11 protein-coding genes are annotated in these 14,897 nt (G+C 72.3%); 7 read left to right on the plus strand and 4 right to left on the minus strand.

Translation table 11 applies throughout. The annotated features are described in order from the left end of the window. Nucleotides 1-171 precede the first annotated feature (171 nt). Entirely contained in the window at nt 172-3,321 is a 3,150-nt protein-coding gene (gene ileS, locus DEP02_RS07530) for an isoleucine--tRNA ligase (RefSeq protein ID WP_112466562.1), read from the minus strand. A gap of 575 nt (nt 3,322-3,896) precedes the next feature. On the opposite strand from ileS, the gene DEP02_RS07535 reads away from it, so the two are divergent. From DEP02_RS07535 to DEP02_RS07565, 6 genes are all read left to right on the plus strand, one after another. Beyond that, entirely contained in the window at nt 3,897-5,282 is a 1,386-nt protein-coding gene (locus DEP02_RS07535; RefSeq protein WP_112466563.1) for a TraR/DksA family transcriptional regulator, read from the plus strand. A gap of 61 nt (nt 5,283-5,343) precedes the next feature. Further along, nucleotides 5,344-6,078, plus strand: a complete 735-nt coding sequence (gene lspA / locus DEP02_RS07545) for a signal peptidase II (RefSeq protein WP_198668334.1) — start codon at nt 5,344-5,346, stop codon at nt 6,076-6,078. A 53-nt stretch (nt 6,079-6,131) separates the two neighbouring features. Continuing rightward, a complete protein-coding gene (locus tag DEP02_RS07550) occupies nt 6,132-7,076 on the plus strand; it encodes an RluA family pseudouridine synthase (protein ID WP_112466564.1) in 945 nt (314 codons plus the stop codon). Then, entirely contained in the window at nt 7,073-7,549 is a 477-nt protein-coding gene (locus tag DEP02_RS07555) for a GNAT family N-acetyltransferase (RefSeq protein ID WP_112466565.1), read from the plus strand. Before DEP02_RS07550 ends, DEP02_RS07555 begins: the two co-directional genes overlap by 4 nt. 88 nt (nt 7,550-7,637) lie before the next feature. Continuing rightward, nucleotides 7,638-9,224, plus strand: coding sequence for a Na+/H+ antiporter (locus DEP02_RS07560; RefSeq protein WP_112466566.1), 1,587 nt, complete (start codon nt 7,638-7,640; stop codon nt 9,222-9,224). Nucleotides 9,225-9,253: 29 nt separating this feature from the next. Then, nucleotides 9,254-9,994 (plus strand): SDR family NAD(P)-dependent oxidoreductase, encoded by a 741-nt coding sequence (locus DEP02_RS07565; RefSeq protein ID WP_112466567.1) that lies wholly within the window; start codon nt 9,254-9,256, stop codon nt 9,992-9,994. A 129-nt stretch (nt 9,995-10,123) separates the two neighbouring features. Here DEP02_RS07565 and DEP02_RS07570 read toward each other — a convergent pair whose 3' ends face one another. Beyond that, nucleotides 10,124-11,245: a mechanosensitive ion channel family protein gene (locus DEP02_RS07570; protein WP_112466568.1), complete on the minus strand. Its 1,122-nt coding sequence runs from the start codon at nt 11,243-11,245 to the stop codon at nt 10,124-10,126. A gap of 119 nt (nt 11,246-11,364) precedes the next feature. Between DEP02_RS07570 and DEP02_RS07575 the strand changes: the two genes are divergently transcribed. Then, nucleotides 11,365-11,934: a dienelactone hydrolase family protein gene (locus DEP02_RS07575; protein ID WP_112466569.1), complete on the plus strand. Its 570-nt coding sequence runs from the start codon at nt 11,365-11,367 to the stop codon at nt 11,932-11,934. A 48-nt stretch (nt 11,935-11,982) separates the two neighbouring features. Here DEP02_RS07575 and DEP02_RS07580 read toward each other — a convergent pair whose 3' ends face one another. Together DEP02_RS07580 and DEP02_RS07585 are read right to left on the minus strand one after the other, a co-directional pair. Then, a complete protein-coding gene (locus DEP02_RS07580; protein ID WP_112466570.1) occupies nt 11,983-13,644 on the minus strand; it encodes an alkaline phosphatase D family protein in 1,662 nt (553 codons plus the stop codon). A 105-nt stretch (nt 13,645-13,749) separates the two neighbouring features. Further along, on the minus strand, nt 13,750-14,574 hold the full coding sequence (locus DEP02_RS07585) for a thioredoxin domain-containing protein (RefSeq protein ID WP_112466571.1): 825 nt from the start codon (nt 14,572-14,574) through the stop codon (nt 13,750-13,752). Between the last annotated feature and the right edge of the window lie 323 nt (nt 14,575-14,897).

Here is a 14,897-nt window from a genome sequence, read left to right on the forward strand (position 1 = left end):
CCCCGGAGGATTTCCCTCCGGGGCCGTTCCTGTGTGTCTCGTGTGCTGGGGCTCTCGCCCCGGACCCCCACCGGGGACCGTGTCCGGCTGCGGGCGGCCGGTGGCCGGCCGTGCAGTTCCCCGCGCCCCTCGGGGCCCCCTCCAGGGGCCCCCTGCGGGGCCCCTGGAGGGCTACGCCTTGCGGAGTCGGAACGTGAGCGACAGACCCTCGTCGGCGACGGCGTCGCCGTACGTGTCGTCCGCCTCGCCCTGGGCGAAGTCCGTCGCCAGGACCTCCTCGGAGATGAGACCGGCGTGTTCGGTCAGCGCGGCGATCGTCGCCGGGTCCGTCGCGGCCCAGCGCAGCGCGATGCGGTCGGCCACGTCGAGGCCGCTGTTCTTGCGGGCCTCCTGGATGAGGCGGATCGCGTCCCGGGCCAGGCCCGCACGCCGCAGTTCCTCCGTGATCTCCAGGTCCAGAGCCACCGTCGCACCCGCGTCGGACGCCACCGACCAGCCCTCGCGCGGAGTCTCCGTGACGATCACCTCGTCCGGGGCGAGGGTGATGGTCTCGCCGTCCACCTCCACCGACGCCGTACCCTCCCGCAGGGCCAGCGACAGCGCCGCCGCGTCCGCGTTCGCGATGGCCTTGGCCACCTCCTGGACCCGCTTGCCGAACCGCTTGCCCAGCGCCCGGAAGTTGGCCTTCGCGGTGGTGTCCACCAGGGACCCGCCGACCTCGCTGAGCGACGCCAGGGAGGAGACGTTCAGCTCCTCCGTGATCTGCGCGTGCAGCTCCCGGTCCAGGGACTCGAAGCCCGCCGCCGCGACCAGCGCGCGCGAGAGCGGCTGGCGCGTCTTGACGCCCGACTCCGCGCGCGTGGCACGGCCCAGCTCCACCAGCCGCCGGACCAGCACCATCTGCCGCGACAGCTCCGGGTCGATCGCCGACAGGTCCGCCTCCGGCCAGCCGGCCAGGTGCACCGACTCCGGCGCGCCCGGGGTCACCGGCACGACCAGGTCCTGCCAGACCCGCTCGGTGATGAAGGGGGTGATCGGCGCCATCAGCTTCGTCACCGTCTCCAGCACCTCGTGCAGCGTGCGCAGCGCGGCCTTCTCGCCCTGCCAGAAGCGGCGGCGCGAACGGCGGACGTACCAGTTCGACAGGTCGTCGACGAACGCCGACAGCAGCTTGCCCGCGCGCTGGGTGTCGTACCCCTCCAGCGCCTGCGTGACCTGGTCGGTCAGCGCGTGCAGCTCACTGAGCAGCCAGCGGTCCAGCAGCGGCCGGTCGGCCGGGGCCGGGTCGGCCTCGCTGGGCGCCCAGGCGGACGTACGGGCGTACAGCGCCTGGAAGGCGACCGTGTTCCAGTACGTCAGGAGCGTCTTGCGGACGACCTCCTGGATGGTGCCGTGGCCCACACGGCGGGCCGCCCACGGCGAGCCGCCGGCCGCCATGAACCAGCGCACCGCGTCCGCGCCGTGCTGGTCCATGAGCGGGATCGGCTGGAGGATGTTGCCCAGGTGCTTGGACATCTTCCGGCCGTCCTCGGCGAGGATGTGGCCCAGGCACACGACGTTCTCGTACGAGGACCGGTCGAAGACCAGCGTGCCGACCGCCATCAGCGTGTAGAACCAGCCGCGGGTCTGGTCGATGGCCTCGCAGATGAACTGCGCCGGGTAACGGGCCTCGAACAGCTCCTTGTTCCTGTACGGGTAGCCCCACTGCGCGAACGGCATCGAACCCGAGTCGTACCAGGCGTCGATGACCTCCGGCACGCGCGTGGCCGTCTCGCCGCACTGCGGGCACGGGAAGGTGACCGCGTCGATGAACGGGCGGTGCGGGTCCAGCTCCGACTGGTCCGTGCCGGTCAGTCCGGTCAGCTCCGCGCGCGAGCCGACGCAGGTGAGGTGTCCGTCCTCGCAGCGCCAGATCGGCAGCGGAGTGCCCCAGTAGCGGTTGCGGGACAGAGCCCAGTCGATGTTGTTGTTGAGCCAGTCGCCGTACCGGCCGTGCTTGACGCTCGAAGGGAACCAGTTGGTCTTCTCGTTCTCCTCCAGCAGCCGGTCCTTGATCGCGGTGGTGCGGATGTACCAGGACGGCTGCGCGTAGTACAGCAGCGCGGTGTGGCAGCGCCAGCAGTGCGGGTAGCTGTGCTCGTACGGCAGGTGCTGGAAGAGCAGGCCGCGGTCGGCGAGGTCCTGGGTGAGTTTTTCGTCGGCCTTCTTGAAGAAGACGCCGCCGATCAGGGGGAGGTCCTCCTCGAAGGTGCCGTCCGGGCGGACCGGGTTGACCACCGGCAGCCCGTAGGAGCGGCAGACCCTGAGGTCGTCCTCACCGAAGGCGGGGGACTGGTGGACCAGGCCCGTACCGTCCTCGGTGGTGACGTACTCGGCGTTGACCACGTAGTGGGCCGGCTCCGAGAACTCGACCAGTTCGAAGGGGCGTTGGTACGTCCAGCGCTCCATCTCGGCGCCGGTGAAGGTCTCGCCCGTGGTCTCCCAGCCCTCGCCGAGCGCCTTGCCGACGAGCGGTTCGGCGACGACCAGCCTCTCTGTGTGGTCCGGGCCCTTCGTCGCGACGACGTAGGTCACCTCGGGGTGCGCGGCCACCGCGGTGTTGGACACCAGCGTCCAGGGCGTGGTCGTCCACACCAGGAGCGCGGCCCGGCCGGCCAGCGGACCGGAGGTGAGCGGGAAACGGACGTAGACGGACGGGTCGACGACCGTCTCGTAGCCCTGGGCCAGCTCGTGGTCGGACAGGCCCGTGCCGCAGCGCGGGCACCAGGGGGCGACGCGGTGGTCCTGCACCAGCAGGCCCTTGTTGAAGATCTCCTTCAGGGACCACCAGACGGACTCGATGTACTCGGGCTCCATGGTGACGTACGCCTCGTCGAGGTCGACCCAGTAGCCCATGCGGGTCGTCAGCTCGGAGAAGGCGTCGGTGTGGCGGAGCACGGACTCGCGGCACTTGGCGTTGAACTCGGCGATGCCGTACGCCTCGATGTCCTGCTTGCCGTTGAAGCCGAGCTCCTTCTCGACCGCCAGCTCCACCGGGAGGCCGTGGCAGTCCCAGCCGGCCTTGCGGGCGACGTGGTAACCGCGCATGGTGCGGAAGCGGGGGAAGACGTCCTTGAAGACGCGCGCCTCGATGTGGTGGGCGCCCGGCATGCCGTTGGCGGTGGGCGGGCCCTCGTAGAACACCCACTCGGGGCGGCCCTCGGACTGCTCCAGGCTCTTGGCGAAGATCTTCTGCTCGCGCCAGAAGTCGAGCACGGCGTGCTCGAGCGCGGGCAGGTCGACCTGGGCGGGCACCTGGCGGTACTGCGGCTGCGTACTCAACGAGCTTCCTCCAACGGATGTGCTGCCTTCCGTCGGAGGGACGAGAGCCTTTGCTGCCTCACGCCGTGTGCGGCGCGCTCCCGCGGTACCACCCTCCTTGGCCCTCCGGCGCGCCGTACGCTCCGGTGAGCCCCCTCATTGGGATCGCGATGCCGGTTCTACTGGCCCTCGGGCTGTTCCCGGGGTGTTCTTCCGGCGGCTCCGGGGTGATCTTCACGCCGCGCTCGCCCCCGGGCTCACACCGTCCCCGGGTCGCTCTGGGCTGCGTACGCCGCTACTCGTCCCCATCCATGCTTCTCGCTCCGCCCAGTGTACGGCGCCCGGGGGACAGCGGCCGACCGGTTTTCCCGGACGGGTGCTGACCCGAATGGCGCGGCGGGGCCGTTCGGATCGCAGGACGCGCGGCTGATCGGATTACCCGGCGAAGAGCTGGGCACAACGCATGCATGCCGGTCCCGCGGCACACGCGAGGCAGGCGAATCGGGCGGCGTGCCCCGTTGCCGCGGGACTCGAGTCGATTTATCGTCCCAGCACGATTCGCGAATAAGATCACAATATGTGAAGGGGCCGCGGCCATGGTGGCGAAGAAGACCGCCGAGCAGTCGGCGTCCGGCAGGTCCCGGAACACCGGTGCCACCGGCGGTGCGGCCAGGAAGACCACTCGGGCGGCGGCCCGGGCCACGGCCGCAGAGGAGGCAGCGGCCATGAAGAAACCGCCCACACCCGGGCCGACCAGGGCCACGCAGGCACCTCCCGCGGAGGGTGCGCAGAGGACGGCTGCGAAGAAGACGGCTGCGAAGAAGGCCACGGCGGGGAAGCCCCCGCCGGAGGAGACCGAGCCGAGGGCGCCGGCCCCGGAGGAGCCGGCGCCGGCGGCGAAGAGGCCTGCCGCCGGGGAACCCCGGACCAAGGGCACCGCCGCGAAGAAGCCCGCCGTGCGGGAGGCGGACACCAGGAGGTCTGCCGCCGAACAGGCGGACGCCCGGGAGACCACCGGCAAGGAGACCACCGGCGGGAGGACCGCCCACAGGAAGACGGCCCCCGGACCCACGGCGGAGAAGAAGGCGCCGCCCGCCGGGAAGGCACACGCGCGCGAGGCGGACGGCGGGGGCGCCACGACCAAGGAGGCCACCGGCGGGAAGTCCCGCGCGGGGAAGGCGGCTGCCGAGGAGGTGGCTGTCGAGGGGGCGGGGGCCGCGAGGGCGGTCGGTGAGGGTGCCGTGGCCGACGGGGGCGTCGGCGGGAAGGCCCGCGCCGGGAAGGCGGCCGCCCGGGAGACGGGTGTCGCGGGGGCCGGCGGCGAGGAGACCGGTGCCGCCGGCGGGAAGGCGGCTGCCGAGGAGGTGGGGGCCGGCGCCGGGACGGGCGACGGTGGTGCCGCCGGGGAGGCCCGGGGTGTTTCCGGGGGCGGTGCGGGCAGGAAGAGGACGGCCAAGAAGGTGGGCGCGGCGCGGGCCGCGAAGCAGACGGGAGCCACGACGGTGGTTGCGAAGAAGACTCCTGGCACGGCCGCGGCGGCGAAGACCGCCGTCCCCAAGGCACGCGCCGCCGCGGCGGTGGAGCCGGGCGACCTCCCGGTGCGCCCGGGCGAGGACCCCTGGACCCCGGAGGAGGCCGCCGAGGCGCGCACGGAGCTGCAGTCCGAGATGGAGCGGCTGCGCACCGAGATCAGCTCCTCCGAGGAGTCCCTCGTGGGCCTGATGCGGGACTCCGGCGACGGCGCGGGGGACGACCAGGCCGACACCGGCACCAAGAACATCACGCGCGAGCACGAGATGGCGCTGGCCGCCAACGCGCGCGAGATGCTCACCCAGAGCGAGCGTGCCCTGCAACGGCTCGACGCCGGCACCTACGGCCTGTGCGAGAACTGCGGCAACCCCATCGGGAAGGCCCGCATGCAGGCCTTCCCGCGGGCCACCCTGTGCGTGGAGTGCAAGCAGAAGCAGGAACGCCGGTACTGATCGAGATCCGCGGCGTGCCGTAGTCTCGTCCTCAGTCAGGTACCTAGGTCGAGGGACTCACGTGGCAGAGGCGGAGCGCATCATCGGTACGCCGGACACCCCGCACGCGGCAGGGGCCGGGCAGGAGCGACCGGGCGGGAACACCGTGCCCGGCCGGCGGTCCGGGGCCGACGGGGCACAGGCCCCGGCCGGCGGCCCCGGCACCGACGGCACGGAGGCGGGCGGGGCGGCGGCCAGGGCGGCCGGGACGCCCGGCACATCCTCCCGCGTGGACGAACCGCAGGACGGCGCCGCGCGGGACGAGCCCCGCGGCCCGCGCCGGATCGCGGTGCTGTTCACGGTCGCCGCCGTCGCCTACGTCCTCGACCTGGTCAGCAAGATGATCGTGGTCGCCAAGCTGGAGCACCGCCCGCCGATCCGCGTCATCGGCGACTGGCTGCAACTGGAGGCCATCCGCAACGCGGGCGCGGCCTTCGGCTTCGGCGAGGCCTTCACCGTGATCTTCACGGTCATCGCGGCCGTCGTGATCGTGGTGATCGCCCGCCTCGTCCGCAAGCTCCACAGCGTGCCGTGGGCCATCGCGCTCGGCCTGCTGCTCGGTGGTGCGCTCGGCAACCTCACCGACCGGATCTTCCGCGCGCCCGGCGTCTTCGAGGGCGCGGTCGTCGACTTCATCTCGCCCAAGCACTTCGCCGTCTTCAACCTCGCCGACTCGGCGATCGTCTGCGGCGGCATCCTGATCGTGCTGCTCTCCTTCCGGGGCCTGGACCCGGACGGCACCGTCCACAAGGACTGAGGTCACGGCACGCGCGTGCGGGGCTGTCGGACCCGTCCGGCATACTCGACGGGGTGAGCACGATTCCCGAGATCCGTACCCTGCCCGTGCCCGACGGCCTGGAGGGCGAGCGCGTCGACGCCGCCATCTCCCGCATGTTCGGCTTCTCCCGTACGAAGGCGGCGGAGCTGGCCGCCGCGGGCAAGGTGCTGGTCGACGGCGCGGCGGCCGGCAAGTCCGAGCGGGTGCGCGGCGGGGCCTGGCTCGAGGTCGAGATGCCGCAGGCACCCGTGCCCGTGCGGGTCGTCGCCGAGCCGGTCGAGGGCATGGAGATCGTGCACGACGACGAGGACGTCGTCGTGATCGTCAAGCCGGTCGGCGTCGCCGCGCACCCCAGCCCCGGCTGGACCGGGCCGACGGTCATCGGCGGCCTCGCCGCCGCCGGCTACCGCATCTCGACCTCCGGCGCCGCCGAGCGCCAGGGTGTCGTGCACCGCCTGGACGTCGGCACCTCCGGTGTGATGGTGGTCGCCAAGTCCGAGTACGCGTACACGTCGCTCAAGCGCCAGTTCAAGGAGCGCACGGTCGACAAGGGCTACCACACCCTCGTCCAGGGCCACCCGGACCCGACCAGCGGCACCATCGACGCCCCCATCGGCCGGCACCCGAACCACGACTACAAGTGGGCCGTCACCGCCGACGGCAAGCCCTCCGTCACCCACTACGACCTGATCGAGGCCTTCCGCGCGGCCTCCCTGCTCGACGTCAAGCTGGAGACCGGCCGCACCCACCAGATCCGCGTCCACATGGCCGCCCACCGCCACCCCTGCGTCGGCGACCTGACCTACGGCGCCGACCCCACGCTCGCCAAGCGGCTCGGACTCACCCGCCAGTGGCTGCACGCCGTACGGCTCGGCTTCGAGCACCCCGGCGACGGCCAGTGGGTGGAGTTCACCAGCGACTACCCCGAGGACCTGCAGAAGGCTCTGGACCAGGTCCGCGAGGAGACCTACGCGTGAGCACGCCGTACGAGGTGCGCGTCGCCGAGGACCCCGCCGACCGGGAGGCGTGCTTCACGGTGCGCAAGGAGGTCTTCGTCGTCGAACAGGGCGTCCCGCAGGACATCGAGTACGACGCCCACGACGCCCACGACGCCGTGGCCGTGCACGTGCTGGCGGTCCGCGAGGACGGCACACCGCTCGGCACCGGGCGGCTGCTGTACGGCGAGGCGGCCGCCGCCAGGACCGGCGGGGAGGGGGCGGTCGGCTCCCTGGGGCGGCTCGCCGTCATCCGGGACGCGCGCGGGCTGGGTGTCGGCGCGGCCCTGGTGCGCGCCCTGGAGGACGCGGCACGCGCGCGTGGCCTCACGGCGGTGGACCTGCACGCGCAGACCCACGCGCTCGGCTTCTACGAGCGGTTGGGGTACACGGCGTACGGGCCGGAGTTCCCCGACGCGGGCATCCCGCACCGGGCGATGCGGCGCGCGGTGTAGCCCACGGTCCGGAAGAGACCGGTGAGCAGGGCGGCGTGGCAGGCTGGAAGCCTGCCGTGCGAACGTCCGACCCGCGGGAGCGCTGAGCGTGGATCAGTTGGCCCTGCTGTTCATCGTGTTGCTCGGGGCTGTGATCACCGTCCCGCTCGGGGAGCGGCTCGGGCTGCCCGCGCCGGTCCTGATGACGTTGCTCGGGATCGGCCTCACGCTGCTCGACTTCGTGCCCAATGTCGACATCCCGCCCGGCCTGATCCTGCCCCTCCTGCTGCCGCCGCTGCTCTACGCCGCCGTACGGCGCACGTCCTGGCGGCAGTTCGCGGCGAACAAACGGCCGATCTTCCTGCTGGCCGTGGCGCTGGTGTTCGTCACCACCTTCTGTGTCGCCGCCGTCTCGCACAGCATCGTGCCGGGGCTCTCCGTCGCCGCCGCGGTGGCCCTCGGCGCGCTGGTCGCGCCGCCCGACCCGGTCGCGGCGACCGCCGTGGCCGGGCAGCTGGGGCTGCCGCGCCGCCTGGTGTCGATCCTGGAGGGTGAGGGCCTGTTCAACGACGTCACGGCCATCGTCCTCTACCACGTGGCGATCGCCGCCGCCGTCAGCGGGGAGTTCTCGGCCTGGAGGGCCGGGCTCGACCTGGTGCTGTCCGCGGTGGTGGCGGTGGCCGTGGGCCTGGCGATCGGCTGGGCCGCGAACAGGCTGCTGGGCCTGCTGGGGGACGCGACGCTGCAGATCGGGCTGACGCTGCTGGTGCCGTTCGCCTCCTACGTGCTGGCCGAGGAGCTGCACGGCTCCGGTGTCCTGTCCGTGCTCACCACCGCGCTGTTCCTGTCCGAGTACGCCGCCGACGCCGACGACGTGCTGACCCGGCTGGCCGGGCACACGGTCTGGGAGGTCGTGGAGACGCTCGTCACCGGGATCGCGTTCGGGCTGGTCGGCCTGGAGCTGCACAACGCGCTGCGCACGGCGTCGGGCCGGTGGGGCGAGCTGCTCGGCTGGGCGGGCGTGGTCGTGGGCGTGCTGGTGGCCGTACGGCTGCTGTGGCTGCTGCCGGCGACCTGGCTCACCAGACGGCTGCACGCGCGGCGGGACCGCGAGGAGGACATCCCCATGACCTGGCGGGAGACCGTCGTCATGTGGTGGTCCGGGATGCGCGGCGTGGCCTCGGTGGCGCTCGTGCTGGCCATTCCGCTGAAGACGGACAGCGGCGCGCCGTTCCCCGACCGGGACGAGATCATTTTCATCGCCTTCGGGGTGATCATCGCGACGCTCGTGCTCCAGGGGCTCACGCTGCCGTGGCTGGTCAGGCGGCTGGGGGTGCGGGCCGACGCCGAGCGGGAGAAGGCGTTCGAGGAGGAGCTGGCGGGACGCGCGGCGAGGGCGGCCAGACGGCGGCTGCGGGAGATCGAGGCGGTCGAGGACCTGCCGGAGGAGATGTCGGAGCAGCTGCTGCGGCGGGCCTTCGACATCGGGCTGCGGATCAGCCCCCAGATGGGGGAGGAGGAGCGCCGGGCGGGGCACGACAAGCGCGTACGGCGGCTGAAGCGGACGCGGCAGATCCACAACGAGATGCTGAGCGCGGCGCGGCACGAGGTGCTGGCCGCGCGCAGTGAGCCGGGAGCCGACCCGGAGATCGTGGACCGGGTGCTGCGCCATCTGGACGTACGCAGCCTGCGGTGATCCGCGGCCCGCGTGGGTACGCTCGGATCATGAGTCGCAACGTCGTCATCAGCGGGGGCGGCACGGGGATCGGACTCGCCGCGGCGCGGGCCTTCGCGGACGGCGGGGACCGGGTCCTGCTGCTCGGGCGGCGGGAGGAGGTGCTGCGCGGGGCGCGGGTGCCGGGCGCGCTGACGTACGCCGCCGATGTGAGCAACGTGGCGGGCGTGCGGGGAGTCGCCCGGTTCGTGGCCGACGAGCTCGGAGCGGTGGACGTGCTGATCCACAGCGCGGGAGGGTCGGGGCGGCTGGAGCCGCGGGTGGAGCGGGAGGATCCGCTCGACCTCGTCGCCGACAACTGGCTGGTCAACTTCCGGATCAACACCCTGACCGCCGTGCTGCTCACCGAGGCCCTGAAGGACCGGCTCGCCGAGCCGGGCGGCCGGGTGCTGTTCCTCAGCTCCATCGCCGCGTACCGGGGCTCGGGCAGCGGCGCCTACGCCGCCTCCAAGGCCGCCCTGCACCCGTACGCCCACGACTTGGCCCGCCAGTTGGGCCCGCGCGGGATCACGGTGAACCTGGTCGCGCCGGGGTACGTCGAGGACACCGACTTCTTCGGCGACGGGCTGGACGACGACCGCCGCGCCCGGCTCATCGCCGAAACCTCCACCGGCCGCCCCGGCACCCCCGGCGACATCGCCGCCACCCTCCACTGGCTGGCCTCCCCGTCCGCCGCCCACATCACCTCCCAGATCATCCAGGTCAACGGCGGCGCGGAACGGGGCCACTGAGCCCTGCCGGGCGGGAGGGCCGGATCCTCCGCCTCCGCCTGCCGGCGGAGGGCGCCGCGGCCCCGCGGGTTCGGTGGGGCGGCTGCGCGGGGGCGGGCAGTGCGCCCGCCCGGTGCCGGCCTCCGCCGGTCAGCCGCGGCCCGTTCCCGACTTGTCGAAGGGGGGCCACACGGCGCCGTCGCGGGACGGGGAATGGCGGTCGGGGCGGCCCGGGGGCGGCACCGCGGCGGCCGTGCTGACGCGGGGGAGGGCGTAGGGGTGCTGCTCGCCGAGCCAGCGGAGGAGCTGTTCGCGGACCGTGACCCGGACCGTCCAGATGTCGTCGGCGTCCTTCGCCGTCACCAGCGCCCGCACCTCGATCGTGCTCGGCGTCGTGTCCGTGATCAGCAGGTTGTAGGCGCGGCCGTCCCAGGCCGGGCACGCGCGCAGGATGTCGCGCAGCTTCTCGCGCATCGCGTCCATGGGCGCCGAGTGGTCCAGGTGGAAGTAGACCGTGCCGGTCATCTGCGGGGTGCCGCGCGACCAGTTCTCGAACGGGTTGGACGTGAAGTACGACACCGGCATGGTGATCCGGCGCTCGTCCCAGGTCCGTACCGTCAGGAAGGTCAGCGTGATCTCCTCGACCGTGCCCCACTCCCCGTCCACGACCACGGTGTCGCCGAGCCGCACCATGTCGCCGAAGGCGATCTGCAGCCCGGCGAACATGTTGCTCAGGGTGGACTGCGCGGCGACACCGGCGACGATGCCGAGGATGCCGGCCGAGGCCAGCAGCGAGGCACCGGCCGCGCGCATCGCCGGGAAGGTCAGCAGCATCGAGGCCGCGGCCACCACGATGACGATCGCGGAGACCACGCGCATGATCAGCTCGACCTGCGTGCGCACCCGGCGCACCCGCGCCGGGTCCCGGTGGGCGCGGGCGCTGGCGTAGCGCGAGTACGACGTCTCCACGACGGCCCCCGCGATCCGGATCACCAGCCACGCCGCCGACCCGATCAGTACCAGGGTCAGCGTCCGGCCGATGCCGACCCGGTGCTCCTCCAGCAGTTCGGCCTGGTCGTAGGACCCCCTCAACAGGGCGGCGCACAGCACGAGTTGATACGGGACGCGGGCGCGGCGCAGCAGACCCCACAGCGGTGTGTCGTGGTGTCGTTCGTCGGCCTTGCGCAACAGCAGGTCGGTGGCCCAGCCGATGACCAGGGTGAGGGCGACCGCGCCGCCGACCACGATCAGCGGTCGGAGTATGTTCTCCATGCCTGAGCACCTAACCGCCGGCGCGCGGGCATGAACATGTGACTTCCGTCCCTTCCTGGATACGGCCCTGGATACGGTCGCGGTCCGGCGTTGTCGTACCCGGCTGGCACCATGGCCTCATGAACATCGTGCTCTTCCACTCGACCTACGGCCTCGGACCCGCGGTGCGGCAGGCCGCCGACCGGCTGCGCGCCGCCGGGCACGAGGTGTGGACGCCGGATCTCTTCGAGGGCCGTACGTTCGACTCGGTCGAGGAGGGCATGGCCTTCAAGGAGGAGGTCGGCAAGGACGAGCTGCTCAAGCGGGCCGTGCTGGCCGCGGCGCCCTACTCGGAGCGGGGTCTGGTCTACGCCGGCTTCTCGCTGGGCGCCTCCGTCGCGCAGACCCTCGCCCTCGGCGACGACAAGGCCCGCGGCCTGCTGCTCCTGCACGGCACCTCGGACATCGCGCCGGACGCGAGCGCCGACGAGCTGCCCGTCCAGCTGCACGTGGCCGAGCCCGACCCCTTCGAGACCGACGACTGGCTGACCGCCTGGTATCTGCGGATGGGCCGGATCGGCGCCGACGTGGAGGTCTACCGGTATGCGGGCGCGGGCCACCTCTACACCGACCCCGGACTGCCGGACTACGACGAGGAGGCCGCCGAGGCCACCTGGCGGGTGGCGCTCGGCTTCCTCGACAGCCTGTAGCCGGCAGCTTGTGGCCGGCAGCTTGTGGCCGAGAACCTGTGGCCGGGGCTACACCGGGTCGTAGGTCCGCTCGACCTTCTGTGTGCCGCTGCGCGTGCGGTAGGAACGGGCCCACGCTGCGGTCGCGTTCGGGCTGGTGCGGTCGGACAGCACGTAGTAGTCCATCTGCGCCCGGTCGGCGGTGATGTCCAGTACGCCGTAGCCGTGGCGGTCGGTGTCGACCCAGTGCACGTGCCGGTTGGCGGCGCGGATCACCGGCGCGGCGACCGCCGAGACCGTGCCCTCGGGGGCCCTGACGATGTCGTCGAGGTTGTCGGAGGTCACCGAGGTGACCACGAACTCGGTGGCGGCCGAAGCCGACAGCGGGTACGTCCCGGCGTCCACGGGTACGTCGTTGGCCCACGCCATGTGGATGTCACCGGTGAGGAAGACGGTGTTGCGGATGGCGTGCGAGCGCAGGTGGGCCAGCAGCTCCCGGCGGTCGTCGGTGTAGCCGTCCCACTGGTCGGTGTTGATTGCCAGGCCCTCCTGCGGCAGGCCCAGCAGCTTGGCCAGCGGCCTCAGCAGGTGCGCGGGGAGCGAGCCGGCGACGAACGGGGAGACCATCACCGAGTTGCCGATCAGCCGCCAGGTGGTGTCGGACGCCTTCAGACCGCCCTTGAGCCAGTTGAGTTGGGCGCGGCCCGTGAGCGTACGGTCCGGGTCGTCGACCGAGCCGCTGCCCGTGGTGGCCTGCTGCGAGCGGAAGGAGCGTAGGTCCAGCAGGGACAGATCGGCCAGCCTGCCGAAGCGCAGCCGTCGATAGGTGGTGCCCTCGATCGCCGGGCGCACCGGCATCCACTCGAAGTAGGCCTGCCTGGCCGCCGCCTGGCGGGCACTCCAGGCACCCTCGGCGCCCTCGGTGTGGTTGACCGCGCCGCCGGACCAGGCGTTGTCCGCGAACTCGTGGTCGTCCCAGATCGCGACGACCGGCGCACTGTGGTGCAGCGCCTGCAGATCGGGGTCGGTCTTGTACGTCGCGTGCCGGGTGCGGTAGTCGGCGAGGGTGAGGATCTCGTGGGCGGGCGCGTGCGGCCGTACGACTGTGCCGCGGGTTCCGTACGCGCCGGACCCGTACTCGTAGATGTAGTCCCCGAGGTGCAGCCAGGCGTCCAGGTCGCCGCGGGCCGCGAGGTGGCGGTAGGCGGCGAAGTGGCCGGCCTCCCAGTTGGCGCAGGAGACCACGCCGAAGCGCAGGCCCGCGACGGCGGCGTCGTGGGCGGGTGCGGTGCGGGTGCGGGCGACGGGGGAGTCGGCGCCGCCGGCCGAGAAGCGGAACCAGTAGTCGGTGGCCGGTCTCAGACCCCGGATGTCGGCCTTGACGGTGTGGTCGGAGGCGGCGGTCGCGGTGGTCGCCCCCTCGGCGACGACGTTCGTGAACGCCTTGTCGGTGGCCACCACCCAGCTCACCCCGGTGTCCGGACCGAGCCCGGAGCCGGGTGTCGCCTCGGGCACGGGGGTCACCCGGGTCCACAGCAGGATGCCGTCCGGCAGAGGGTCGCCGGAGGCGACGCCGTGCAGGAAGGCGGGTGCCCCGGTGGCGGCCCGCGCGGGCAGCGCGGCGGCGAACGGCCCCGCCAGGACAGCAGTGGCCGCCGCGGCCTTGACGACCGTACGGCGGCGCGGAGCAAGGGAGTTGAGGCTCTCGGAGGATCTGTGTCGACTGGTCACGGCCGATCAGATTACTGACCGGTACATGCGAAGAGCGGGCGAACGGCAAAAGTTCGCCCGCTCTTCGGCGCGGATTACGCCGCGGAAGTCACGCCGCTGGAGGGGTCAGCCCTTCAGCGCCTTGTCGATCGCGGCGGTGAAGTCGTCGACCACCATCGGGGCGCTCCGGCCGTCGCCGCCCGTGACCTTCTTGCCGTCCATCACGAGGGTCGGAGTGCCCTGGAAGTCGTACTTCTCGCCGTCCTCGTTGAACTTGTCGTTCATGACCAGCGCCCACTTGTCGAAGGTGCCGTTCTTGACGTCGTTCTGGAACGCCTTGTTGTTCTTGAGGGCGTCGACGGTGTCCGCCACCTTGATCAGGTAGGCGTCGTCCTTGAACTTGTCGTCGGTCTCCTCGGGGTGGAACTTGGCCGAGTAGAGCGCCGCCTTGTACTCGAGGAAGGCCTCGGGGCTCACGTTCAGCGCGGCACCCATCGAGCTCAGGGCCTTGCGGGAACCCTCACCCTGGAGGTTGTTGTCGAGGAAGGTGGCCCCGACGAACTGCAGCTTGTACTTGCCCTCGTCGAGGTCCTTCTTGATGGTCGGGCCCAGGGCCTGCTCGAAGTGGGCGCAGACGGGGCAGCGCGGGTCCTCGTACACGGCGAGGGTCTTCTTGGCGGTGTCCTTGCCGATGACGACCGTCGTGCCGTCCTTGCCCGTGGTGTTGGCCGGTGCGACGACCTTCTGGTCCTGAGCGGCCTCCCAGCGGGTGGGCTTGTTGCCCTGGACGATGGCGTAGCCGATGCCGCCGGCCGCCGCCACGACGGCCAGGGCCGAGCAGGCGACGATGATCTGCCGCTTGATCTTGGCCCGCTTGGCCTGGCGCTCGCGTTCGGCGCGCAGCCGCTCCCGGGCCGCCGTCTTCGCCGCCTGGCTGTTCCGCTTGCTCATGATGGTGTTCTCCTGGGGGACGCGCAGCTGTCCTGCGCGGGATACGGGTGAGGGACTGCCGGGCTCGGAAGGCCGCTGTCGTTCAGACGACGGCGGCCAAGGCCGGACACGGCGGTCCGCGCCGCCCCAGTGAGTGCACGAGGAGGCGGGTGCGCAGGGCGATGTGGTGCGCCGCGGGGTGCGCCGGACGGCGGGCCGTACGGGGCCGGCGGACCGCGACCGCCGCCACCGCGACCAGCAGCGGCCGCCCTGTCCGGTTCCGGCTCGGCGAGCGACAGCATCCCGGACATGGACGCGCTGCCGAAGCCGCTGCGCACGGTCAT

The organism is Streptomyces triticisoli (genome assembly GCF_003270085.1).
GTDB classification, from domain to species: Bacteria; Actinomycetota; Actinomycetes; order Streptomycetales; family Streptomycetaceae; genus Streptomyces; species Streptomyces triticisoli.

Excerpts from the sequence above, each read along its gene's own strand:
- DEP02_RS07565 (WP_112466567.1), top strand. The coding sequence starts at position 9,254 with ATGAGTCGCAACGTCGTCATCAGCGGGGGCGGCACGGGGATCGGACTC.
- DEP02_RS07535 (WP_112466563.1), top strand. The coding sequence starts at position 3,897 with ATGGTGGCGAAGAAGACCGCCGAGCAGTCGGCGTCCGGCAGGTCCCGG.
- DEP02_RS07575 (WP_112466569.1), top strand. The coding sequence starts at position 11,365 with ATGAACATCGTGCTCTTCCACTCGACCTACGGCCTCGGACCCGCGGTG.
- DEP02_RS07585 (WP_112466571.1), bottom strand. The coding sequence starts at position 14,574 with ATGAGCAAGCGGAACAGCCAGGCGGCGAAGACGGCGGCCCGGGAGCGG.
- DEP02_RS07570 (WP_112466568.1), bottom strand. The coding sequence starts at position 11,245 with ATGGAGAACATACTCCGACCGCTGATCGTGGTCGGCGGCGCGGTCGCC.